19 protein-coding genes are annotated in these 22,859 nt (G+C 67.1%); 15 read left to right on the top strand and 4 right to left on the bottom strand.

All coding sequences use genetic code 11. The annotated features are described in order from the left end of the window. Positions 1 to 8 precede the first annotated feature (8 nt). Positions 9 to 1,247: a porin gene (locus AC1VNX_RS28775; protein WP_483162032.1), complete on the bottom strand. Its 1,239-nt coding sequence runs from the start codon at positions 1,245 to 1,247 to the stop codon at positions 9 to 11. Between the two features lie 269 nt (positions 1,248 to 1,516). Between AC1VNX_RS28775 and AC1VNX_RS28770 the strand changes: the two genes are divergently transcribed. Then, complete coding sequence (locus AC1VNX_RS28770) at positions 1,517 to 1,966, top strand: OsmC family protein (RefSeq protein ID WP_483162031.1); 450 nt, start codon at positions 1,517 to 1,519, stop codon at positions 1,964 to 1,966. Between the two features lie 12 nt (positions 1,967 to 1,978). On the opposite strand, the gene coq7 is transcribed toward AC1VNX_RS28770, so the two are convergent. After that, the gene (gene coq7, locus AC1VNX_RS28765; RefSeq protein ID WP_483160956.1) at positions 1,979 to 2,608 is read right to left on the bottom strand and encodes a 2-polyprenyl-3-methyl-6-methoxy-1,4-benzoquinone monooxygenase; all 630 of its coding nucleotides are present in this window, start codon (positions 2,606 to 2,608) and stop codon (positions 1,979 to 1,981) included. 282 nt (positions 2,609 to 2,890) lie between these two features. On the opposite strand from coq7, the gene AC1VNX_RS28760 reads away from it, so the two are divergent. The 9 genes from AC1VNX_RS28760 to ygiD all read left to right on the top strand — a co-directional run bounded on the left by AC1VNX_RS28760 (position 2,891) and on the right by ygiD (position 14,308). Next, on the top strand, positions 2,891 to 4,153 hold the full coding sequence (locus AC1VNX_RS28760; protein WP_483160955.1) for a porin: 1,263 nt from the start codon (positions 2,891 to 2,893) through the stop codon (positions 4,151 to 4,153). A 174-nt stretch (positions 4,154 to 4,327) separates the two neighbouring features. Further along, on the top strand, positions 4,328 to 5,308 hold the full coding sequence (locus AC1VNX_RS28755) for an ABC transporter permease (protein WP_176668580.1): 981 nt from the start codon (positions 4,328 to 4,330) through the stop codon (positions 5,306 to 5,308). A gap of 1 nt (position 5,309) precedes the next feature. Beyond that, positions 5,310 to 6,581: a M20 aminoacylase family protein gene (locus AC1VNX_RS28750; protein WP_483160954.1), complete on the top strand. Its 1,272-nt coding sequence runs from the start codon at positions 5,310 to 5,312 to the stop codon at positions 6,579 to 6,581. Between the two features lie 31 nt (positions 6,582 to 6,612). Beyond that, entirely contained in the window at positions 6,613 to 8,199 is a 1,587-nt protein-coding gene (locus AC1VNX_RS28745) for an ABC transporter substrate-binding protein (protein WP_483160953.1), read from the top strand. Positions 8,200 to 8,365: 166 nt separating this feature from the next. Beyond that, on the top strand, positions 8,366 to 9,277 hold the full coding sequence (locus AC1VNX_RS28740) for an ABC transporter permease (RefSeq protein ID WP_483160952.1): 912 nt from the start codon (positions 8,366 to 8,368) through the stop codon (positions 9,275 to 9,277). Positions 9,278 to 9,290: 13 nt separating this feature from the next. Continuing rightward, positions 9,291 to 10,361, top strand: a complete 1,071-nt coding sequence (locus tag AC1VNX_RS28735) for an ABC transporter ATP-binding protein (protein WP_483160951.1) — start codon at positions 9,291 to 9,293, stop codon at positions 10,359 to 10,361. Further along, positions 10,358 to 11,377, top strand: coding sequence for an ABC transporter ATP-binding protein (locus AC1VNX_RS28730; RefSeq protein WP_483160950.1), 1,020 nt, complete (start codon positions 10,358 to 10,360; stop codon positions 11,375 to 11,377). Before AC1VNX_RS28735 ends, AC1VNX_RS28730 begins: the two co-directional genes overlap by 4 nt. Further along, complete coding sequence (locus AC1VNX_RS28725; protein WP_483160949.1) at positions 11,374 to 13,344, top strand: glycosyltransferase; 1,971 nt, start codon at positions 11,374 to 11,376, stop codon at positions 13,342 to 13,344. Before AC1VNX_RS28730 ends, AC1VNX_RS28725 begins: the two co-directional genes overlap by 4 nt. Positions 13,345 to 13,408: 64 nt before the next feature. Next, positions 13,409 to 14,308 carry a 4,5-DOPA-extradiol-dioxygenase gene (ygiD, locus tag AC1VNX_RS28720; RefSeq protein ID WP_483160948.1) on the top strand — a complete coding sequence of 300 codons (900 nt, stop codon included), beginning with the start codon at positions 13,409 to 13,411 and terminating at the stop codon, positions 14,306 to 14,308. Positions 14,309 to 14,332: 24 nt separating this feature from the next. Here the strand turns inward: ygiD and zwf are convergent, their stop codons facing one another. After that, positions 14,333 to 15,805, bottom strand: a complete 1,473-nt coding sequence (gene zwf / locus AC1VNX_RS28715) for a glucose-6-phosphate dehydrogenase (RefSeq protein WP_483160947.1) — start codon at positions 15,803 to 15,805, stop codon at positions 14,333 to 14,335. A 190-nt stretch (positions 15,806 to 15,995) separates the two neighbouring features. Between zwf and AC1VNX_RS28710 the strand changes: the two genes are divergently transcribed. The 4 genes from AC1VNX_RS28710 to AC1VNX_RS28695 are packed head-to-tail and all read left to right on the top strand — an operon-like array spanning position 15,996 to position 21,021. Continuing rightward, entirely contained in the window at positions 15,996 to 17,012 is a 1,017-nt protein-coding gene (locus tag AC1VNX_RS28710; RefSeq protein WP_483160946.1) for an ABC transporter substrate-binding protein, read from the top strand. Next, positions 17,013 to 19,277, top strand: a complete 2,265-nt coding sequence (locus AC1VNX_RS28705; protein WP_483160945.1) for an ABC transporter permease — start codon at positions 17,013 to 17,015, stop codon at positions 19,275 to 19,277. A gap of 16 nt (positions 19,278 to 19,293) precedes the next feature. After that, the gene (locus AC1VNX_RS28700; protein WP_483160944.1) at positions 19,294 to 20,346 is read left to right on the top strand and encodes an ABC transporter ATP-binding protein; all 1,053 of its coding nucleotides are present in this window, start codon (positions 19,294 to 19,296) and stop codon (positions 20,344 to 20,346) included. Between the two features lie 12 nt (positions 20,347 to 20,358). Further along, positions 20,359 to 21,021: an HAD family hydrolase gene (locus AC1VNX_RS28695; RefSeq protein WP_483160943.1), complete on the top strand. Its 663-nt coding sequence runs from the start codon at positions 20,359 to 20,361 to the stop codon at positions 21,019 to 21,021. Here AC1VNX_RS28695 and AC1VNX_RS28690 read toward each other — a convergent pair. Further along, entirely contained in the window at positions 20,967 to 21,638 is a 672-nt protein-coding gene (locus AC1VNX_RS28690; RefSeq protein WP_483160942.1) for a lipocalin family protein, read from the bottom strand. The genes AC1VNX_RS28695 and AC1VNX_RS28690 overlap by 55 nt on opposite strands. Positions 21,639 to 21,903: 265 nt before the next feature. Between AC1VNX_RS28690 and tal the strand changes: the two genes are divergently transcribed. Next, entirely contained in the window at positions 21,904 to 22,857 is a 954-nt protein-coding gene (gene tal, locus AC1VNX_RS28685) for a transaldolase (protein ID WP_483160941.1), read from the top strand. Positions 22,858 to 22,859 lie beyond the last annotated feature (2 nt).

Genomic DNA, 22,859 nt, shown 5'->3' with positions numbered 1-22,859 from the left:
TTCGACGCTCAGAATGCGTGGCGAATGCCGAAGTCGTAGCCCGTCGACGTCTTCGGCTTGAACACGTTCTCGGAGACCTTGTAGAAGCCGGGGCCGCCTACCGTCAGCGATGCGCCGTTCTTGTTGCTGACACGAGCGATGGTCGCGTACAGAGCCGTTCGCTTCGATAGGTTGTGCACATAACCCAGCGCGAGCTTGTTCGCCTTTGGATCGGGGTTGTTCAAGCCAAACGGATTGAACGGCTGGTTGTAGTCGTACTTGACGGCCGAGTAAGCAGCACGGATGAGCCCCGGGCCGACGGGCACGGTCACGCCGAGCAGGTAGCCGTTCAGATCCACGTCCGCGCGGGCTCCGATGATGGGCGTGATTGCATAGTCCCGCGAGTTCTTGGCGCGCGACAGTTCGCCGAACAGCTTCACGGGACCGAAGTCATACGAAGCGCCCAGGTTGAACGTCTTCACGTAGTCCGTGGTGCCTGCGTAGTACTGATCGGCGACCGTGCTGTTGCCATAGGACACCGCCAGGTCCAGCGGGCCGTTCGCATAGCCGAAGCGACCACCGATGTAGCGTCCGGCGCGGCTCTTCGAGGTATTGCTGTCCTTTGGCGTGAATCCGCCGTTGCTGTACTTGTCGTTCTCGTGGAACGCGTACATCACCTGACCATAGAAGCCACCCAGGTTCGGCGGCAGGAAGTAGCCGATCGAGTTGCTGGCGCGGGCATAGTTCTGGTTGCCCCCGAAACCGCCGGTATCCTTGGCACCATAGGTCTCGGCGTTGTAGCCATTGGCAGTGTTGATCAGGTTGGCGCCGACGCCGTTGGTGCCGAACGGATCGAACACCGTGTCGTTCCAGAACGTCGGGGTGTAGTCGCGGCCCAGGCGGATTTCGCCGAAACCACCCGACAGGCTCACGGTCGAGCGACGGGCGAAGGTCGAAACGCCGGAGGCGCCGTCGTCATTGGTGATCGGGGCTTCGAGCCAGAAGCTGGCGGCAAGTCCGCCGCCCAGGTCTTCCGTTCCGCGGAAACCCAGCCGGCTGGTGTTGTAGCCCGAGTGGGCCAGGGCCGTACGGCTGACCTTGACGCTGCCCCGGTTCGTGTAGGTGGGAGCGCCGAAGCTGTTGGCCAGAACGGTGGGCTTCAGGTCACGCGAACTGGACGAGTAACCGCTGATCGACGCGTCGACCACACCAAACAGCGTGACGGACGACTGAGCCGAGGCAACACCGGCAACAGCCAGGGCAGCCAGAGCAACTGCCCTTTTCGAGCGAAAACTAGAGTGGTGACGGGGCCGGCGGGGTGGTTCGGGCAAGAAAAAGCCCCGAGCTTTGCAGCTCGGGGCTAAATCCACCAATTGGAAGGGTGGAGGAGACAACTGGGTGCGCATACGTTTGCGCAATGAAATAAAGTATATCGACTGTTTGTTGCGTTGCAACAAGCGAGTGACGCTTTTCCCACACATAAATGGATGCTGGCGTGCATTTTGCCCGGCATCCCAGACCTGGAAACCCGAAAACCATGGAATGCACAGTAAGTTGGACCGGCGACGCCGGCATGCGATCGGCCATGGGCTTCGTTGCCGAGACGGGCAGCGGCCACGTCCTGATGATGGATGGCGCCCCCGACGCCGCGAAGCCCGAGAACGGTGGCCAGAACCTGGCGGCACGGCCGATGGAGACCGTTCTGGCCGGCACCGGCGGCTGCACCGCCTATGACGTGGTGCTGATCCTGAAGCGCGGGCGGCACCGCGTCGAGCGCTGCAGCGTCAAGCTGACCAGCGAGCGCGCCGAGCAGGATCCCAAGGTCTTCACCAAGATCCATATGCATTTCACCGTGGCGGGCAAGGGAATTCCGGCCTCCGCCGTGGAGCGGGCGATCGCGCTGAGCCACGACACCTATTGCTCCGCCAGCATCATGCTGGCGAAAACGGCCGAGATCACAACAAGTTTCGACCTGATCGAAACCTGAGCCCGGAGCGGTCTAGATGCGGTGCGCCAGCGTGGTCATCACGCGGGAAGCCACGCGCATCAGCGCCTTGGCCGGTGCCGGAAGCTCTGCCGCGCCCGCATCGACAGCCTGCGAGGCGTGGCGAGCTTCGTCGATCTTCATCTGCTCCACCACTGCCCTGGATGCGCTGTCGCCTGACGGGAGGCGATCGAGGTGGCTGTCCAGGTGGGCTTCCACCTGACGCTCGGTTTCCGCGACGAATCCCAGGCTCAGGGGATCGCCGAGGCGGCCCGCAACAATGCCCAGGCTGAACGCTCCCGCGTACCAGAGCGGATTCAGGATCGAGGGGCGTGCGCCCAGTTCGTCCAGCCGCTGCCGGGTCCATGCCAGATGATCGGTTTCTTCATGCGCCGCCTCGATGAAGTGCGCGCGCAATGCCGGATCACGCGCCACAGCCGCCTGGGCCGTGTAAAGAGCCTGTGCACAAACCTCGCCGACATGGTTCACCCGCATCAGCGCGCCGGCCTCCCGGCGTTCTGCCTCGCTCATTTCTCCTTGTGCCTGCGATGAGGCCGGGGTCGCCCTTGTAGCATGGGGGCGGGCAAAAAGCGTACGCAAAGCGGCGTCTGCTGCGGTCAGAACGGGGTCGATCATGAACGTCATGTGCCTATTTGAACGCACATGCGAAATGCCCCTGTCTGGTCCTCATGATTTTCACATCGTGGTGTTTTGAGGGGCCTAAGTTCTTTGTTGCAAGCGTGCAACGAAACGCGCGGGCCATCCAAGATTTCGGGCGATTTGTTTTGCCCTGCCGCAGCGGCTCTGGTGCAATAGCATCAACTTCCCAAAAGGAGGTTGGCCCGGGGTCCGGTGGGAGCACAAAAGTGCCAGTCACGGTGAGCCCTTCGCACCGGAGCCCTATGTTTAACCTTGGAGAAACTTGCAATGAAAAAATCTCTAGTTGCTCTGGCTGCCCTGGCTGTTGCCGGTGTTGCCTCGGCTCAGTCGTCCGTCACGCTGTTTGGTGTGGTCGACGCGTCGATCAGCGGCTACTCGAACACCGCGCGCGACAACCGCGCGACCGTTTTCCCCAACGCTTTCGGCATTCCCGTCTACCTGAACCAAGGTTCGGTCAAGACCAGCCGTCGTGAACTGGCTAACTCGGCTTACAACTCCAGCCGTCTGGGCTTCCGTGGTACGGAAGACCTGGGTGGTGGCCTGGCAGCCAGCTTCTGGCTCGAAGCCCCGATCAACAACGACGACGGCAGCCAAGGTGTTGCAACGTTCGCTCGTCGTTCGACCGTGAGCCTGTCGGGTGGTTTCGGTGAAATCCGTCTGGGTCGTGACTACACCCCGACGTTCTGGAACGACACCGTGTTCGACCCGTTCGGCACCAACGGCGTTGGTACCAACCTGATCTCGACGGCAAACACCGGCTTCGGCGGCTTCGGTACGCCCGCAGCCTCCGTTGGCTCGTTCGCTAACGTTGGTTCGAGCAACTACGTTCGCGCCAGCAACACCGTCGGCTACTTCCTGCCGCCGAACCTGGGTGGCTTCTATGGCCAGTTCCAGTACGGCTTCGCCGAGAAGACCAAGTACAACTCGGGCATCTTCACGCCTGACGTTGCCAACAGCCAGCGTCAAGGCCGTTACATCGGCGGCCGCTTCGGCTACGCAAACGGTCCTCTGGACGTTGCACTGGCTTACGGCAGCAGCACGGTTGGCGACAACTACTACGCTGGCACGACCACCAAGGTCAACACCCTGAACCTGGGCGCTTCGTATGACTTCGGTCCCGTGAAGCTGTTCGGTGAACTGTCGAAGGCCAAGAACAAGATCGACTACGAAGTGACGCCTCTCCTGGGCGGCCGTCCTGACATCGATCTGACCGGCTACCTGCTCGGCGTGACCGTGCCGGTCGGCGCTGGCCTGATCCGCGCTTCGTGGTCGCACGTCAAGTACGACACGAACACGCCTGCCACGCTGTTCGCTGTGAACACGCCTGATCCCAAGGCCAACAAGATCGCTCTGGGCTACGTGCACAACCTGTCGAAGCGCACGGCTCTGTACGCAACGATCGCTCGCGTCAGCAACAAGAACGGTGCTGGCCTGACGGTTGGCGGCCCGGCCTTCTACAACAACGCAGCTGGCGCCTTCACCCCGAAGAGCTCCACCGGCTACGACTTCGGTATCCGTCACGCTTTCTAATCTGACGCTGGCGCAAGCCAGCTTCGATTGAAAAGTCAAAAGCCACTCGACGAAAGTCGAGTGGCTTTTTTTCGTCCGGGCACCCTTGGTAAAACCACAAGCCGCACCCCCGGGGAATCACCGTGCGGGCACGCACCTTGCACTGCTAGCATGCCCGTTCACTTTGCTTGCTGAATGATCGCCTTTGTACTGCGCCGCCTGATCCAGGCCGTGATCGTGATGATCGCGGTCGCGTTCATCGCCTTCCTTCTTTTCCAATACGTCGGCGACCCCGTCGTGTTCCTTCTGGGACAGGACGCCAAGCCCGAGCAGATCCGCGAACTGCGCGCCGCATTGGGGCTCGACCAACCCTTCTTCGTGCAGTTCTGGCACTTTCTCGTGAATGCTGCCCAGGGCGAGTTCGGCCTGAGCCTGCGCCAGGGCGCCAAAGTCTCGCGCCTGATCGGCGAACGCTTCCCGGCCACGCTCGAGCTCGCGCTCGTGGCCGCCGTGCTGGCGCTCTTCATCGGCATTCCGATGGGCGTGTACACCGCGCTGCGCCGGGGCACCTTCATGAGCCAGGTATTCATGACCGTGTCGCTGCTCGGCGTGTCGCTGCCGACCTTCCTCATCGGCATCCTGCTGATCCTCGTCTTCGCGGTCACGCTGGGCTGGTTCCCGAGCTTCGGCCGGGGCGACACCGTGAAGTTCGGCTGGTGGACCAGCGGCCTCTTCAGCGCCGACGGCTGGCAGCACATCGTGTTGCCAGCGGTGACGCTGGCGATCTTCCAGCTCACGCTGATCATGCGGCTGGTGCGCGCCGAGATGCTGGAGGTGCTGCGCACCGACTACATCAAGTTCGCGCGCGCACGCGGCCTGTCGAACCGCGCGATCCATTTCGGCCATGCGCTCAAGAACACGCTGGTGCCCGTGATGACCATCACCGGCTTGCAGCTCGGTGGCCTCATCGCCTTCGCGATCATCACCGAGTCGGTGTTCCAGTGGCCCGGCATGGGCCTGCTCTTCATCCAGGCCGTGACCTTCGCCGACATCCCGGTGATGGCCGCCTACCTGTGCCTCATCGCGCTGATCTTCGTGGTGATCAACCTCGTGGTCGACCTGCTGTATTTCGTGGTCGATCCGCGCCTGCGCGTCGGCAAGGCGGGAGGCCACTGAGATGACGACGACAGCAGCTGTGGCTCCGCGCCTCAAGGCTTCCGGCCGCGCGTTCGCGCACATCGCCAGCTACTACCCCGAGATCACCGCCTTCCGCCGCGACCTGCACGCCCACCCCGAGCTCGGCTTCGAGGAGGTCTACACCTCCGGCCGCGTGCGCGAGGCCCTGCGCGCCTGCGGCGTCGACGAGATCCACGAAGGCATCGGCAAGACCGGCGTGGTCGGCATCATCCGCGGCCGCTCGACGGCCAGCGGCCGCATGATCGGCCTGCGCGCCGACATGGATGCGCTGCCCATGCGCGAGGACAACGACTTCGCCTGGCGCTCAGCCTGCGACGGCCTGATGCACGGCTGCGGCCACGACGGCCACACCGCGATGCTGGTCGGCGCCGCGCGCTACCTCGCCGAGACGCGCGACTTCGACGGCACCGCGGTGCTCATCTTCCAACCCGGCGAGGAAGGCTTCGCCGGCGCGCGCGTGATGATCGAGGACGGCCTGTTCGACCGCTTCCCGGTCGACGCCGTCTACGCGATGCACAACTGGCCCGCCATGCCGGCCGGCACCGTCGGCATCAACCGCGGCGCGATGATGGCCGCGGCCGACCGCATCACCATCGAGATCAAGGGCAAGGGCGGCCATGGTGCGCATGCCTACCAGACCATCGACCCTGTGATCGTCGCGGCCCACATCATCACTGCGGCCCAGTCCATCATCTCGCGCAACGTGCGCCCCATCGACGCCGCGGTCATCAGCATCTGCGCGATGCAGGCCGGCGACCTCGGCGCGATGAGCGTGGTGCCCGGCGAGGCCACGCTGGTCGGCACCGTGCGCACCTTCAGCTCGCGCGTGCAGGCGCAGGTCGAGCAGCGCCTGAACGAGCTGTGCTCGGCCATCGCCTCCGGCTTCGGCGCGACCGCCAGCGTCAAGTACGAGCGCATCTACCCGGCCACCATCAATACTTCGCCCGAGGCCATGTTCGCGGCCGACGTGGCCGAGTCGCTGGTCGGCGCGCGCAATGTCGAGCGCAGCATGGAGCCCAGCATGGGCGCCGAAGACTTCTCCTTCATGCTGCAGAAGAAGGCCGGCGCCTACCTGCGCATCGGCCAGGACGTGCGCAACGGCGCCTACCTGCACAACAGCCGCTACGACTTCAACGACGAGATCCTGCCGCTCGGGGCCGCGCTGCATGCCGGCCTGATCGAGCAGGGCATGCCGCTTGCCGCTACCCGCGGTGCGCAGCCAGGGAAAGCAGCCGCCACCGCGGCGACGTGATTTGTTCGATTCCAACCCGAGGAGTGTTCCCATGAGTTTCATCAAGAAGAATGTGGCCGCGGCCGCCGTTTTGTGCGCCCTGAGCGCCGTCAGCATGGTCGCCGGCGCGCAGACCATCCGCATCGCGAACCAGGGGGACGCGCTATCGCTGGACCCGCACTCGCTCAACGAGTCGCTGCAGCTGAGCGTCACCGCCAACGTCTATGAAACCCTCGTGGGACGCAACAAGGACCTGACCCTGGCGCCGCTGCTGGCCACCAGCTGGAAGCAGACCTCGCCCAACGTCTGGCGCTTCGAACTGCGCAAGGGCGTGGTGTTCCATGACGGCACGCCGTTCACCGCCGACGACGTGGTCTTCAGCTTCGCGCGCGCCCAGGGCGACGGCTCCGACCTGCGCGCCACGCTCAGCGACATCAAGGCCGTGCGCAAGGTCGGCGACCTCGCCGTCGAGATCGAGACCAACGGCCCCTTCCCGATCCTGCCCGACGTGATCTCGCTGACGATGATCATGAGCAAGAAATGGTGCGAGGAGAACCAGGCCACCAAGCCCGTCGACCGCCGCAAGGGCATCGAGAACACGGCTTCTTTCAAGGCCAACGGCACCGGCCCGTTCCGCGTGCGCGAGCGCCAGCCGAACGTGCGCACCGTGTTCACGCGCAACGGCACCTACTGGGGCAAGATCGAAGGCAACGCGCAGGAGATCGTCTTCACGCCCATCGCCAACCCCGCCACCCGCGTGGCCGCGCTGGTCTCCGGCGAAGTCGACGTGATGGAGCCCGTGCCGGTGCAGGACATCGCCCGCATCAACGCCGCGCCCAACGCCCGCGTCATCACCGGCCCCGAGCTGCGCACCATCTTCCTGGGCATGGACCAGAAGCGCGACGAGCTGCAGTACTCGAACATCAAGGGCAAGAACCCGTTCAAGGACAAGCGCGTGCGCCAGGCCTTCTACCAGGCCATCGACATCGCCGGCATCCAGCGCACCGTGATGCGCGGCGCCTCGCGTCCCACCGGCCTGCTGGTCGGCCCCGGCATCAACGGCTGGAGCGCCGAGCAGGACAAGCGCCTGCCCTTCGACGTCGAAGCCGCCAAGAAGCTGCTGACCGAGGCTGGCTACCCCAACGGCTTCGAGGTGTCGCTGAACTGCCCGAACGACCGCTACGTGAACGACGGCCAGGTCTGCCAGAGCGTGGCCTCCAACCTCGCGAAGATCGGCGTCAAGATCAACCTCGTGGCCGAGACCAAGGGCACCTACTTCCCGAAGGTGCTGCGCCGCGACACCAGCTTCTACATGCTGGGCTGGACCCCGACCACCTATGACGCGCACAACGCGCTGAGCTCGCTCACCGCCTGCCCCGACGACAAGGGCACCGGCCAGTTCAACCTGGGCGCGTATTGCAACCCCAAGCTCGACGAGCTGACCAAGAAGATCCAGTCGGAAACCGACAAGACCAAGCGCAACGAGATGATCAAGGAGGCGTTCAAGATCCACGCCGACGACATCGGCCACCTGCCGCTGCATCAGCAGTCGCTGGCCTGGGGCGTGAGCAAGAAGGTCGAGCTGGTGCAACTGGCCGACAACTTCATGTACTTCAAGTGGATGAGCATCAAGCCCTGATCCAGCCGGCCGCCTGCGGACTGACCAGGGCGGCCTGACCATGGGCCCGCTTCTTGCGGGCCCATTCCTTTTGCCTCACGATGAAAAATAACCCCCACGCTCCCCTTGCTGCGCAAGGTCCGCTGCCCCCCGGGAGGGCCGCTTTTCCTCTTGGGGCGGCCCGGCGATGAAAAAAACACTTGCCCGTTGGCTCGACAGCGATGTCGGCTACAGCTTCCGTACATCGCCCGTGGCCATGGCTGCGGCGGTGATCGCGCTCGTCTGCGTGTTCTGCGCGGTGTTCGCAGGATGGGTCTCGCCGCACAACCCCTTCGACCTCGCGACCCTCGAACTCGGTGACGCGCGCCTGCCGCCGGCATGGAGCGCCGAAGGCTCTTCCAAATATCTATTGGGTACCGACGACCAGGGCCGCGACATCCTCTCGGCCGTGATCTACGGCGCGCGCATCTCGCTGATCGTCGGCCTCGTTTCGGTGGTGCTGTCGGTGGCCGTCGGCGTGGTGCTGGGGCTGCTCGCCGGCTTCTTCGGCGGCTGGCTCGACTCCTTCCTCATGCGCGTGTGCGACGTGATGCTGTCGTTCCCGCCCATCCTGGTCGCGCTGCTCATCGCGGGCGTCGGCCGTGCGCTCTTTCCGGGTGCGCACGAGTCGCTCGCCTTCGGCGTGCTGATCATCTCCATCTCGCTGACCGGCTGGGTGCAGTACGCGCGCACGGTGCGCGGCTCCACGCTGGTGGAGCGCAACAAGGAATACGTGCAGGCCGCGCGCGTCACCGGCGTGGCGCCGCTGCGCATCATGCTGCGCCACGTGCTGCCCAACGTGATGGGGCCTGTGATGGTGCTGGCCACGATCCAGGTGGCGACGGCGATCATCACCGAGGCCACGCTGTCGTTCCTCGGCGTCGGCGTGCCGCCCACTTCGCCTTCGCTGGGCACGCTCATCAGCATCGGCAACCAGTACCTGTTCTCGGGCGAATGGTGGATCACGGTGTTCCCGGGCCTGATGCTGGTGCTTATCGCGCTCAGCGTGAACCTGCTGGGCGACTGGCTGCGCGACGCGCTGAACCCCCGGCTGCGATGAAAGAGGTAGCGTCATGAGCCTGTTGCAAGTCAAAGACCTCGTCGTCGAATTTCCCCATCGCCGCGGCACGCTGCGCGCGCTCGACCGCATTTCCTTCGACATCGCACCCGGAGAAATCCTCGGCGTGGTGGGCGAATCGGGCGCCGGCAAGTCGCTCACCGGCGCGGCCATCATCGGCCTGCTGGAGCCGCCGGGCCGGGTGGCCGGCGGCGAGATACTGCTTGAGGGCCAGCGCATCGACAACCTCGGCTTCGAGGCGATGCGCCCCATTCGCGGCCGCAAGATCGGCGCGATCTTCCAGGATCCGCTGACCTCGCTGAACCCGCTCTACACCGTGGGCCGCCAGCTGGTGGAAACCATTCGCGCGCACCTGCCGGTGAACGAGGCCGAGGCGCGCAAGCGCGCCATCGGCCTGCTGCAGGACACCGGCATCCCGGCCGCCGAGCAGCGCATCGATCACTTCCCGCACCAGTTCTCCGGCGGCATGCGCCAGCGCGTGGTGATCGCGCTCGCGCTCGCGGCCGAGCCCAAGCTCATCGTGGCCGACGAGCCGACCACGGCGCTCGACGTGTCGATCCAGGCGCAGATCATCCAGTTGCTCAAGCAGGTCTGCAAGGAACGTGGCGCGGCGGTGATGCTGATCACGCACGACATGGGCGTGATCGCCGAGACCTGCGACCGCGTGGCCGTGATGTATGCGGGCCGCATCGCCGAGATCGGCCCGGTGCACGAAGTCATCCACCAGCCCGCGCATCCCTACACCTCGGGACTGATGGCCTCGATTCCCGACATGACCAGCGACCGCGAGCGGCTCAACCAGATCGATGGCGCGATGCCGCGGCTCAATGCCATTCCCACCGGCTGCGCCTACAACCCGCGCTGCCCGCGCACCTTCGCGCGCTGCCTGGTCGAACGGCCCGAGCTCATGCATGCCGGCGCCACGCGCGCCGCCTGCTGGCTGCACGATGCGGCCGATCCGCATGCGGGCCAGGCCGAGATCGCCGCGAAGCACCACGACGCGATGGCGGCCGGCGAGCGCGCCACGCCCGAGGCGGCGGAGAGCATCGTGGAGGTGACGCGATGAGCGCCGCAGCAAGCACCGTGGCGAGCGAACCGCTCGTCGTCGCCCACGACCTCGCGCGTACCTTCGACGTCTCTCCGCCCTGGCTCAACCGCGTGCTCGAACGCAAGCCGCGCGTCCTGCTGCATGCGGTCGACGGCGTGAGCTTCTCCATCGAGCGCGGCAAGACGCTGGCGCTGGTGGGCGAGTCGGGCTGCGGCAAGAGCACCGTGGCGCGCCTGCTGGTGGGGCTCTACGCGCCCACGCGCGGCGGCCTGAAGTTCGACGGGCAGGACGCGCACGCCGCCTTCAAGACCGCCGAAGGCCGCAAGCTGCGCCGCCGGATCCAGATGATCTTCCAGGACCCCTACGCGAGTCTCAACCCGCGCTGGATCGTGGAAGACATCATCGGCGAGCCGCTGCGAGAGCACGACATCCTGAGCGACAAGGCCGCGCTGCGCGAGCGCGTGGGCGAGCTGCTGAAGTCGGTAGGCCTCTCGCCGCTGGACATGAGCAAGTACCCGCACCAGTTCTCGGGCGGCCAGCGCCAGCGCATCTCCATCGCGCGCGCGCTCGCCACGCAACCCGAGTTCCTGGTGTGCGACGAGCCCACCTCCGCGCTCGACGTGAGCGTGCAGGCGCAGGTGCTCAACATCATGAAGGACCTGCAGCGCGAGCAGGGCCTGACCTACCTCTTCATCTCGCACAACCTCGCCGTGGTGCGCCACGTGGCCGACCAGGTCGGCGTGATGTACCTGGGACGGCTGGTCGAGGTGGCGGACAAGCGGGACCTGTTCTCGACGCCGCGTCACCCGTACACCCGCATGCTGCTGGACGCCATCCCGCAGATGAAGCAGACCGGCCGCGCCCGCACCCCGGTGCAGGGCGAGGTGCCGAACCCGCTGAACCCGCCCGCGGGCTGCGCCTTTCATCCGCGCTGCCCGCATGCGAACGCGCGCTGCTCGGCGGAGCGGCCGAAGCTGTCGAGCATCGGGGGCGTGCAGGTGGCTTGCCATGCGGTGGAAGAAGGGCGGCTGTGACCGGTGCCGGCGTCGTCGGCTGGCCTGAAGATTTCCCTTACCGACCGCACCTTCGCTTCTGCTCGCTGGGTAACGAGAACGTCGCGGAGGTGATGCAGAGCTTCCGCCTCGCGTGCGAGCGGCTCGGCTACACCACCAGCGTCGAGGCGGTGCCGAGCGTGGATAACGCCGACATCAACCTGTTCTTCTTCGCGATGGGGCTCTCGCTGCCATCCGACGAAGACCTGCCGCCCAACGCCATCGTCGTCAACTTCGAGCCTGCGTTGCCCGAGCTGCTGGAGCGCATGCCCGGCTACCGGCGCCTGCTCGAACGCGCCTACGTGTGGGAATACAGCCTGGAGAACATGGCGCATCAACAGGCGCTGGGCATCTTCAGGTCCGACTACGTGCCGCTGAGCTTCGAGCCCCTGGCCACGCCGGTGGTGCCAGAGGCGCAGGTGCTGGACGACGCGCAACAGGACATCGATGTCATCTTCTTCGGCGAGACGACGCCCCGGCGCCTGCAGGTGCTGGAAGCGCTGAAGGCCGCCGGACTGCGCGTGGTCCATCCCTTCGGCAAGCCGTGGACGCCCGCGCAGCGCGATGCCCTACTGCCACGAGCCAAGGTCGGCCTGAACATGCGCAAGGACGACAGCACGGCCACCGCTGAGCTGCCGCGCCTGTCGATACTGCTTCGCCATCGCAAGGCGGTGGTGTCGGAGCTGTACCCCCATTCGGAGATACCGGCTGTGCTCAGGGATGCCGTCGAGGGCTGCGCGAAGGAAGAGCTCGTCGATCGGGTGCGCGCGCTGGTGGCCGATGTCCCGAGACGGCGCGAACTGGAAAGGGCAGGTCCGCGTGCGCTGGAAAGCCTGCCGCCACAGCACACGATCCTGGACGCCGCGATGCGCCGCTATCTCGCCGCCGCATCGCAGCGGCTCGCGAGCCGCCGGGCAGTGGCGGCCACCGAGCACGTCTCGCGGGTGTCCGTCCTGATGGTCACCCGGAACAACGCCGCCGGGGCGGCGGATTCGCTCTCCTCGATGGCCGCGCAGACCCTGGCGCCTCATCGCATCATCGTGATCGACGACGCCTCCACCGACGACACGGTGGCCGTGATCCGCGAGCGGATGAACGCCGATCCGCGCCTTGCCGGGCTCCGGCTGCTGCAGGCTCCGGCGCCGATGGGCTGGGCCGCCGCCGCGCAATGGGGGCTGTCGCAGGCGGAAGGCGACTGGCTCGCCCTGTGGTCGCCCGCCATGCACGCGGAAGTGAACCGGCTCCAGGTGCAGGCCGCGTTCCTGCAGGGCTCGCCGGCGGTCGGGGCCATGGGCGCCTGGCAATCTCTCGGCGATGCCGGGGTCAGGCGCCTGCCGGAGATGCATGCGCAGATCCTCGCCGGCCTGTTGGCCCACATGCCCCGGGAGCAGCCTTTGCAGATGGGCAGCCTGATGCTCTCGCTGCCGCGCCTCCGACAGCTCGGCCTGGGTTTCGACGCCACCCTAGGCCGATTCGCATGGATGGGCCTGCTGATCGCGCTCGCCGCCGACGGCGCCCTGCTGGCCAACCTGGACGTGGTGCTGGGTCGGGAAGCGGACATCGCGCCGGAGGCTCCCACGGAAGCCGACGTCGTCGCGCTCTTCCACGTTCGTGAACGCCTGCTCCCGCTGGTCTTTCCGGACCTGCCATCGGCCGATGCGCGCCGGCTGGCAAGGCTCTATGGTCAGCAGTGGGCCCCCAAAGCCTCCGACGCCAGGGCGCTGCTGCGCGAAATGGCACTGGCGTGCGAACGGCACGAAGATGCCCACGCCGTCACCACGCTGCGCCGCGAGTGCCTGCGCGTCCTCGATGTGTACGCCGCGAACCAGTGCCTCCCGCCGAGCTACGTCGGCGAGCTGATGCGCGAGCCGCTGCTGCGCGACTTCCTGGCCCCGCTGGGAGAGCGCATCCTGACCTTCGCGCCTGCGGAGACGCGGTCGGCTTCATGAAGAAAGTGTGCGCAAAGGCACTGCCTTGCGCCGGAAACTGTTGCAGAGTGCCGCCATGCCGATGATGACGACACTTGCAACTTCCGAACCGGGCCGCCGCGGCTTCCTGATGGGCACCGCGCTCGGCGCAACCGCCGTGCTGGCTTCGCTTGCCTGCAGCGCGCAGGCCGCGGGCGCTGCCACGCGCCGCATGCCGGTGATCTTCATCGGCCACGGCTCGCCGATGAACGCCATCACCGACAACGCCTTCACGCGCCGGCTGGCGGCGTGGGGCAGGGAGCTTCCCCGGCCGTCGGCGATCCTCAGCGTGTCGGCGCACTGGCTCAGCCGGGGCGCCACCGGCGTCGGCGTGCAGGAGAGGCCGAAGACGATCCACGACTTCGGCGGCTTTCCGCAGGCGCTGTTCGACATCGAGTACCCCGCGCCGGGCCATCCGGCGCTGGCCCGCGAGGCCGTCGGTGCGGTGAAGCAGGCGCCGGTGATCGCTACTGACCAGTGGGGCCTGGACCACGGCACCTGGACGGTGCTGAAGCACCTCTACCCGAAGGCCGACGTGCCGGTGTTCCAGCTCAGCATCGACTACGACAAGCCGGCCGCATTCCACTATGCGGTGGGACGCGACCTGGCCGCGCTGCGCGACAAGGGCGTGCTGGTGATGGGCAGCGGCAACGTGGTGCACAACCTGCGCGCCACCGACCGTGGAACGCCGGATGGCCCGAGCGCCAGCCGGCCATGGGCGCAGTCCTTCGACGATGCCGTGAAGTCGGCGTTGGCGGGCCGTGACGACCGGGCGCTGGTCGACTACGCGAAGCTGGAAGGCGCGGCCACCGCCGTGGCGATGCCCGATCACTACTACCCCTTTCTCTACGCGCTGGGCGCGGCGGGCAGCAGCGAGCGAGCGAAGACGGTCTACGAGGGGTTCCAGTCGGGCACGCTCAGCATGCGTTGCCTGCAGTTCGGCTGAGCGGGCCGGGAAAAGGGCGGGGGCTTACTGCTCCTCGCCCCATGAGAAGCCGTCGCGCGCGATCATCGCGCTCGATGCGCTCGGCCCCCAGGTGCCAGCCGCGTAGGGGCGCGGGCCGCCGTCCGATTCCCAGTTGTCGATCAGCGGCTCGACCCAGCGCCATGCCTCTTCCTGCTCGTCGCTGCGCACGAACAGGTTCAGGCGGCCGTCGATCACGTCGAGCAGCAGGCGCTCGTAGGCGCCCACGCGCTCGGAGCCGAAGCGCTTGTCGAAGTCCAGGTCGAGCTGCACCGGCGCGAGTTGCGCGGCCGCGCTCTGGTTGCCGTTGCTGCGCTGGCGGTTGTCCTGGGCCTGCGCGAGCATGTGCAGCTCCAGCCCGTCCTTGGGCTGCAGGTTGATCACCAGCTTGTTGACGTTGCCGGCCGGCGCGCGGTAGATGGCGTGCGGCGTGGGCCTGAAGTTGACCTCGATGCGTGCGTCGCGCGAGGCCAGGCGCTTGCCGGTGCGGATGTAGAAGGGCACGCCGGCCCAGCGCCAGTTGGCGATCTCGGTGCGCAGCGCCACGAAGGTCTCGGTGCGGCTGTCGGGGTTCACGCCCGGCTCGTCGCGGTAGCCCTGCACCCGCTCGCCGTAGGCCGTGCCGGCGGTGTACTGGCCGCGCACCGCGTGCAGGCCCAGGCTCTCGGGCGTCCAGGGCTTGAGTGCCCGCAGCACCTTGAGCTTCTCGTCGCGGATGGCGTCGGCGTGCGAGTTGATGGGCGGCTCCATGGCCACGGCGCACAGCAGCTGCAGCGCGTGGTTCTGCACCATGTCGCGCAGCGCGCCGGTCTGGTCGTAGAAGGCGCCGCGCTTTTCCACGCCAAGGTCTTCGGCGATGGTGATCTGGATGTTGGCGATGTGCTCGCGGCGCCAGATGGGCTCGAACAGCGCATTGCCGAAGCGCATCGCGAACAGGTTCTGCACCGAGGGCTTGCCGAGGTAGTGGTCGATGCGGAAGACCTGCTTCTCCTCGAGCACCTTGCCCACGGCCGAGTTGATGGCGCGGTTGGAGGCCAGGTCGTGGCCCAGCGGCTTCTCCAGCACGATGCGGGTTCGGGGGCCGTTCAGGCCGGCCGCGGCGATCTGCTCGACCACCTGGGTGAAGAGCGCGGGGGCGGTGGCCACGTACATCACGACCGTCTTGGCGTCGCGCTGATTGAGCAGGCCGGCCAGGCGGGCGTAGTCGTCGGGCTTGGAGAGGTCCATGCGCAGGTAGTGCAGCATGGAGGCGAATTTCTTGAATTCCTCGGGCGAGGGCCGCTTGGCGCCTTCGACGGCACTGAAGCGCGACTGGATCAGTTCCCGGTACTGGTCGTCCGACAGGTCGTCTCGCGCCACGCCGACGATGCGCCCGTCGGGTGGCAGGCTGCCGTGGCGGAATGCCTGGAACAGCGCGGGCATCAGCTTGCGCCACGCGAGATCGCCAGTACCGCCGAACAGAACGAGATCGAAGCTCATGAGAAAACTTTCCTTCCTTGTCTGAATGCCTGGCCAGGCTGCCCTGGTCGCGGCCCTGGTCGCCACCCTGGTCGAGAAAGCGACTGCGCCAGCCACGATGGTACTTGTACGGATTCGCCCGGCCTGTACTAAAGCTACGCTGCCTGACGGCCGCGAGGCCTTTTTTATTGCTCAGAGGAAGAGAGACCAGATGAAAAAGAACAAGGTTTTTGCCGCAGCGGCGCTGCTGAGCCTGTCGGCCGCGGCTTCGGCCCAGACCGTCAACGTGATCTGCTCGGTGCAGGCCGAATGGTGCAGCGTGATCTCCACGGTCTATGCCCGCACCACCGGCGTGCGCATCAACATGGCGCTCAAGGGCTCGGGCGAGGCCCTGGCCCAGCTGATCGCGGAGAAGGACAACCCCAAGACCGACGTCTGGTTCGGCGGCACCGGCGACCCGCACCTGCAGGCGGCCGAACAGGGGCTCACCCTCGAATACAAGTCGCCCACGCTGCCGCAGTTGCACCCGTGGGCGCAGCAACAGGCCAAGCAGTCGGGCTACAAGACCGTCGGCATCTACTCCGGCCCGCTGGGCTTCGGCTACAACCCCGAGCTGCTGGCCAAGAAGAAGCTGCCCGTGCCCAAGACCTGGGCCGACCTGCTCAAGCCCGAATACAAGGGCGACATCCAGGTGGCCAACCCGGCCTCCAGCGGCACGGCCTACACCATGATCGCCACGCTGGTGCAGCTCATGGGCGAGGACAAGGCTTTCGACTACCTCAAGGCGCTGCACAGGAACGTCGGCCAGTACACCCGCTCGGGCACCGGCCCGATCAAGGCGGTGGCGCGCGGCGAGACGGCCGTGTCGATCAGCTTCGTGCACGACGGCCCCGGCGAGAAGATGCAGGGCTTTCCGGTCGAGACCATCACGCCCAGCGACGGCACCGGCGCCGAGATCGGCTCCATGAGCATCGTCAAGGGCGCGCGCAACCTCGACGCCGCCAAGAAGTTCTACGAGTGGGCGCTGACGCCCGCCGCGCAGGAACTGGGCGCCGCCAACAAGCAGTTCCAGCTGCCGAGCAACGTGAATGCAAAGCTCGATCCGCGCATTCCCGATTTCAAGAAGATCAAGTTCATCAACTACGACTACGCCAAGTACGGCGCCAGCGCCGAGCGCCGCCGCCTGATCGCGCGCTGGGAGAAGGACGTCAACTCGCTGCCGCGCTAAGTGAAAGCGGGTTCCATCGACGCGGGCGTGCCGGCCAATCCGGCATCGCTCGCCGCGGCCCGGCGCTCGCAGCGCTGGATCCGGGCGTGGATCGCGCTGGGTTTCGCGGCCTACTTGCTGCTGCCCTGGTATGCGATCCAGGATTCGACCTGGTACGAAGCCGTTCCGCAGGTGTTCGGCCAGGGCGAGGGCGCCAACGGCCTGATGCAGGCGGCCACGCAGGGCCGTGTCTGGCTCTTCGTGGGACTGGCTGGCCTGCTGCTGTGCGCCGTGGGCGCGTGGCTTCCGGCCGGCAGGGCGCAGGGGCGCTGGCTGCTGGCCGGCGGGCTGGTCGGCGCGCTGGGGCTCGCCCTTGCGGGCTTCACCATCGGCGCGCGCGGCTGGAGCGTGGCCGCGCTCAACGCGCAGTTCGGCGAGCTGGCGGCCAACCAGTTCGGCATCGGCGCGGGCGGCTTCGTGGCGCTCACGGCGCTGGTGCTGCTGGCGGCCTTCGGCATCGCGCGGCTGGGGCTCTTCAAGGGTGACCTGTTCGTCTCGGCGGCGGTGGTCGGCTGCGGCGTGCTGATGGCGCTGTTCATCGCCTACCCGGTGAGCAAGGCGCTGTCGGGTGCGTTCTTCGATGAAGACGGGCAATGGTCGGTCGCCGCCTTCTTCGCGCGCGTGTTCACCGAGCGCATCTGGGGGCTGGGCTGCCTCGCGGGCGGGGTGCGCTGCGGCGTGGCCTGGAACACGTTGGTGCTGGCGCTGCTCACGGCGGCGGGCACCACCTTCCTCGGCACGCTGATGGCGCTGATGGCCGAGCGCGGCAGCAAGCGCGGACAGGGCGCGCTGCGGGTGCTGGCGCTGCTGCCGATCATCACGCCGCCCTTCGTGGTGGGCCTCGGCTTGATCCTGCTGTTTGGCCGCGCCGGCATCGTCAACCAGGTGCTGGAAAGTGCCTTCGGCATCGAGCCCACGCGCTGGTTCTACGGCATGCCGGGCGTGCTGGTGGCGCAGCTCTTCGCCTTCACGCCCATCGCCTTCATGATCATGCGCGGCGTGGTGCAGGGCATCGCGCCCAGCCTGGAGGAGGCCGCGCAGATGCTGCGCGCCGACCGCCGCAGGGCCTTCTTCACCATCACGCTGCCGCTCTTGAAGCCTGGGCTGGCCAACGCCTTCCTGGTGGGCTTCATCGAGAGCATTGCCGACTTCGGCAATCCGGTGGTGGTGGGCGGGCAGTTCTCGGTGCTGTCGACCGACATCTTCTTCGCTATCGTCGGCGCGCAGTACGACCAGGGCCGCGCGGCCTCGCTGGCCTGGGTGCTCACGCTCTTCGCGCTCGGCGTGTTCGCGCTGCAGCGCGGCCTGCTGGGCAAGCAGAACTACACGACCGTCAGCGGCAAAGGCGATGCCGGCATCCCGATGGCGCTGCCCGACGGCGTGCGCCGCACCATCCTGTGCATCGCGCTGCCGTGGATCGCGTTCACCGCCGTGGTCTACCTGTTCGCCTTCGCGGGCGGCTTCGTGCAGACCTGGGGCCGCGACTACACCTTCACGCTGAACCATTTCAAGACGGCGTTCTCGCTCGAATGGGGGCAGTTCGGGCTGGTGTGGGCCGGCACCGCGTGGAACTCGCTGCTCACCACGCTCAAGCTGGCGGGCATCTCGGCGCCCATCACCGCAGCGCTGGGCCTGCTCATCGCATGGCTGCTGGCGCGCAATGAGTTCAGGGGGCAGGGCCTCTTCGAGTTCGGCGCGCTGCTGGCCTTCGCGATTCCGGGCACGGTGCTGGGCGTGAGCTACATCCTGGCCTTCAACGTGCCGCCCTTCGAGCTCACGGGCACGGGGCTCATCATCGTGCTGTGCTTCATGTTCCGGAACCTGCCGGTGGGCGTACGGGCCGGCACTGCCGCTTTCAAGCAGCTCGACCGCTCGCTCGACGAAGCCTCGCTGATGCTGCGCGCCTCCACCTCGCAGACGCTCTTCAGGGTGGTGCTGCCGCTGCTGAAGCCCGCGCTGGTGGCCGCGCTGGTCTACAGCTTCGTGCGCGCCATGACCACGGTGAGCGCGGTGATCTTCCTGGTCACGGCCGAGAACGAACTCGCCACCACGTACATCATCGGCCGCGTGGGCAATGGCGACTACGGCATCGCGCTCGCTTACTGCACGGTGCTCATGATCCTGATGTCGCTGGCCATCGCGCTGGTGCAGTGGGTGGTGGGGGAGCGCAAGCTGGGGCGGCGAAAGGCGGGAACGACACCCGTGGTGCCCGCGCCCGTGCACTGAAACGAGAGAAGAATCCATGAGCAACGGCATCGAATTCCGCAACGTCACCAAGCGCTACGGCGCGGACAAGAACGCGCCGCTGGCCGTCAAGGGCATCAGCTTCGAAGTGCCGGTGGGCACGCTCACCACCATCCTCGGCCCCTCGGGCTGCGGCAAGACGACCACGCTGCGCATGATCGCGGGGCTCGAATCTCCCACTTCGGGATCGATCTTCATGGGCGGGCGCGACGTGACCACGCTGGGGCCGGCCGAGCGCAACGTGAGCATGATGTTCCAGAGCTACGCGCTGTTCCCGCACATGAGCGTGATCGAGAACGTGGCCTACGGCCTGCGCATGAGCGGCGTGAAGAAAGACGAGGCCACGGCGCGGGCGCGCGAGGCGCTGCGCGGCGTGGGCCTGGTCGGCTTCGACGAGCGGCTGCCCAGCGAGCTCTCGGGCGGCCAGCAGCAGCGGGTGGCGCTGGCGCGTGCGCTGGTGCTGGAGCCGGCGGTGCTGCTCTTCGACGAGCCGCTGTCGAACCTCGACGCCCGGCTGCGCCGCGAGATGCGCGAGGAAATCCGCGCGCTGCAGCAGCGGCTGAAGCTCACGGTGGCCTACGTCACGCACGACCAGAGCGAGGCGCTGGCGGTGAGCGACCAGATCATCGTCATGGACCACGGCGTGATCGCCCAGCGCGGCACGCCCGAGCAGCTCTACGGCCGGCCCGAGAGCGAGTTCGTCGCAGGTTTCATGGGCGAGGCGATGGTGTTCCCGGCGGTGGCCGAGGCCGACGGCAGCGTGGCGCTGGGCCCGCTGCGCCTGCAGCCGCGCTACGCGGTGGCGCCCGGCGCGGTGAAGGTGGCGGTGCGGCCGGAGGCATGGCAGATCGGTGCCACCGATGCTGGAGGCGGCTTGCCGGCCACGCTGCGCAAGGCAGCCTACCTCGGCAGCTTCTACGAATACGGCTTCGACACAGCCCTGGGGCCGGTCTTCGTGGTGTCGACCGACCTGTCCAGCCCGCTGGCGGCCGGCGCACAGGCCACCCTGTCCCTGGGAGCCCATGGCGTGAGCGTGGTGCCCGGCGCATGAAACAATGGCGTCATGAACGTGGTTTTCGACCTGGGCGCCGTGCTGTTCGCATGGGAGCCCACCCGGCTGGTACAGGCCCATCTCGCCCCACACGCACCCACTGAAGCCGCCGCGGCGGCCATGGGCCGCGCGCTTTTCCATCACGACGACTGGACCAGCTTCGACTGCGGCACCCGCACGCTGGCCGACTCCATCGCCCGCATGTCGGCCAGGCTGGCGCTGCCGCCCGAGCCGCTTTTCGCCATGCTCGACGGGCTGGGCGAACGGCTGGAGCCCATCGGCGTCACGGTCGAGATGCTCGAACAGCTGATCGCCCACCGCGACGTCGGGCAGCCGCTGAAGCTGTACTACCTGTCGAACATGCCCGCGCCTTACGCCCGCGCCATCGAGCGTCGGCATGCCTTCATGGGGCGCTTCGACGGCGGCGTGTTCTCGGGGGACGTGAAGTTTCTCAAGCCCGAGCGCGAGATATACGAGGTGCTGGCGACGCGCCATGCGCTCGACCCGGCGCAGACCGTGTTCATCGACGACTCGGCCGCCAACGTGGAGGCGGCGCGCGCCTTCGGCTGGCAGGCCATCCACTGCACCTCGCCGGCCATGCTGCCTTCGCAGCTGCAGCGCTACCTGCCGGTCAGCATCACCTTGCCGGTGTCGAACCCCAGGCTGCGGGCGTAGTCCAGCTCGGCCTGGAGCACCGCGTCTTCCAGGCGCGGGGCGCGAGAGAGCACCCACAGGTACTCGCGGTCGGGCGTGCCGACCAGCGACACCTGGTAGTCGCGGTCCAGCTTCAGGATCCAGTAGTCGCCCCAGACCATCGGCAGCCATCCCAGCCAGGCCGGGGCGAAGCGCACTTCGAGACGGCCCGCGCCGGGCTGGCCTGCCACCGGCACCACGCGGGCGGTGCCGACGGCCTCGTCGAAATTCCCGTCCTCCCGCAGGCAGCGGTTGCGCACCTGCACGGTGCCGTCGGGCTGCGGCGTGTATTCGGCGCTGACGGGGCCAGCGCATTGCTTCTGGAAGCGGTTCGGCAGTCGAGCCTGCTCGTGCCAGATGCCGGCATAGCGCTGCAGGTCGAGGGGCGCTACCACCTGCAGCGGCGCGCGCATCAGCGGGGCGCCATCGGCCGGGCCGGCAAGGCGGGCGCGGGTGGCGCTGCGTGCCGCGCCCATCGCGAACCAGGCGGCCACGCCTCCGACGACGAATGCCGTGGCCATCGCGCCTATCGCATGGCTGGTGCGGCGGTCGTCGAAAGGCTGGACGGCGGTGGCGCCGGGGCGCGGGCGTTGGGTCATGGGGGCACTCCTGAGGATGAAGACGTTCGGCGTAAGCCTCAGGCTAGCCAGGGGCGGTGCGCGTGGCCGTCAGCCACGGACCACAGGCCATGTAGGGCGCGGGGGCGGGAAGGCAGGTGGCTGCGGGAGCGCGGAAGTCCGACAACCCCACCGGCGGCAGGCCGATGGAGCCGCGCGGAAACCCGTGCTACGGTGCGCATGAAAACATCGGCCGGCGCGCAACTGCGTGCAGGTCTTGTCACAACCGGCACAGGATAATGATTTCATGAACCAACTCGATGCACTCCGCCAGTGGACCACCGTCGTCGCCGACACCGGTGACTTCAAACAGCTCAGCATTTCCAAGCCGCAGGACGCGACCACCAACCCGTCGCTGATCCTCAAGGCCGTGCAGAAGCCCGAGTACCGGCCTCTGCTCGACGAGACCGTGAAGAAGCACGCAGGCAAGCCGCTCGACGAGGTCATCGACCGCCTGCTGGTGCGCTTCGGCACCGAAATCCTCTCCATCATCCCGGGCCGCGTCTCCACCGAGGTCGACGCCCGCCTGTCCTTCGACACGGCCGCGACCGTCGCGCGCGGCGAGCGCATCGTGGCGCTGTACAAGGCCGAAGGAATCGACACCGAGAAGCGCCTGCTCATCAAGGTGGCCTCCACCTGGGAAGGCATCGAGGCCGCGCGCAAGCTCGAGCAGAAAGGCATCCGCACCAACCTGACGCTGCTGTTCTCCTTCGCGCAGGCCGTGGCCTGCGGCGCTGCGGGCGTGCAGCTGATCTCGCCCTTCGTGGGCCGCATCTACGACTGGTACAAGAAGTCGGCCGGCGCCAGCTGGAACGAAGCCGAAAGCTCCGGTGCCAACGACCCCGGCGTGAAGTCGGTGCGGCAGATCTACGCGTACTACAAGCAGCACGGCATCAAGACCGAAGTCATGGGCGCGAGCTTCCGCAATGTGGGCCAGATCAAGGCCCTGGCCGGCTGCGACCTGCTGACCATCAGCCCCGAGCTGCTGGCCGAGCTGGCCGCGAGCAACGAGCCGCTGCAGCATGCGCTGGACGCCAAGGCCACCGGCGCCGACATCGCCAAGGTCAGCTACGACGAGGCGGGCTTCCGCTTCGCGCTCAATGAAGACGCCATGGCCACCGAAAAGCTGGCCGAAGGCATCCGCGCCTTCGCGGCCGACGCCGTGAAGCTCGAAAAGCTCATGCAGGAAAGCGGCAAGTAAAG

The organism is Variovorax sp. TLI9-5A, from assembly GCF_056867935.1.
The sequence above is the reverse complement of the archived record's forward strand: the minus strand, read 5'-3'. Positions and strand labels throughout refer to the sequence as shown.

What these genes read in the sequence shown, in the direction of transcription:
- ygiD (WP_483160948.1), top strand. Translation starts at nt 13,409, where the DNA reads ATGACGACACTTGCAACTTCCGAACCGGGCCGCCGCGGCTTCCTGATG.
- zwf (WP_483160947.1), bottom strand. Translation starts at nt 15,805, where the DNA reads ATGAGCTTCGATCTCGTTCTGTTCGGCGGTACTGGCGATCTCGCGTGG.
- AC1VNX_RS28690 (WP_483160942.1), bottom strand. Translation starts at nt 21,638, where the DNA reads ATGACCCAACGCCCGCGCCCCGGCGCCACCGCCGTCCAGCCTTTCGAC.
- AC1VNX_RS28750 (WP_483160954.1), top strand. Translation starts at nt 5,310, where the DNA reads ATGACGACGACAGCAGCTGTGGCTCCGCGCCTCAAGGCTTCCGGCCGC.
- AC1VNX_RS28735 (WP_483160951.1), top strand. Translation starts at nt 9,291, where the DNA reads ATGAGCCTGTTGCAAGTCAAAGACCTCGTCGTCGAATTTCCCCATCGC.
- AC1VNX_RS28700 (WP_483160944.1), top strand. Translation starts at nt 19,294, where the DNA reads ATGAGCAACGGCATCGAATTCCGCAACGTCACCAAGCGCTACGGCGCG.
- coq7 (WP_483160956.1), bottom strand. Translation starts at nt 2,608, where the DNA reads ATGACGTTCATGATCGACCCCGTTCTGACCGCAGCAGACGCCGCTTTG.
- AC1VNX_RS28745 (WP_483160953.1), top strand. Translation starts at nt 6,613, where the DNA reads ATGAGTTTCATCAAGAAGAATGTGGCCGCGGCCGCCGTTTTGTGCGCC.
- AC1VNX_RS28695 (WP_483160943.1), top strand. Translation starts at nt 20,359, where the DNA reads ATGAACGTGGTTTTCGACCTGGGCGCCGTGCTGTTCGCATGGGAGCCC.
- AC1VNX_RS28755 (WP_176668580.1), top strand. Translation starts at nt 4,328, where the DNA reads ATGATCGCCTTTGTACTGCGCCGCCTGATCCAGGCCGTGATCGTGATG.
- AC1VNX_RS28770 (WP_483162031.1), top strand. Translation starts at nt 1,517, where the DNA reads ATGGAATGCACAGTAAGTTGGACCGGCGACGCCGGCATGCGATCGGCC.
- AC1VNX_RS28760 (WP_483160955.1), top strand. Translation starts at nt 2,891, where the DNA reads ATGAAAAAATCTCTAGTTGCTCTGGCTGCCCTGGCTGTTGCCGGTGTT.
- AC1VNX_RS28730 (WP_483160950.1), top strand. Translation starts at nt 10,358, where the DNA reads ATGAGCGCCGCAGCAAGCACCGTGGCGAGCGAACCGCTCGTCGTCGCC.
- tal (WP_483160941.1), top strand. Translation starts at nt 21,904, where the DNA reads ATGAACCAACTCGATGCACTCCGCCAGTGGACCACCGTCGTCGCCGAC.
- AC1VNX_RS28710 (WP_483160946.1), top strand. Translation starts at nt 15,996, where the DNA reads ATGAAAAAGAACAAGGTTTTTGCCGCAGCGGCGCTGCTGAGCCTGTCG.
- AC1VNX_RS28740 (WP_483160952.1), top strand. Translation starts at nt 8,366, where the DNA reads ATGAAAAAAACACTTGCCCGTTGGCTCGACAGCGATGTCGGCTACAGC.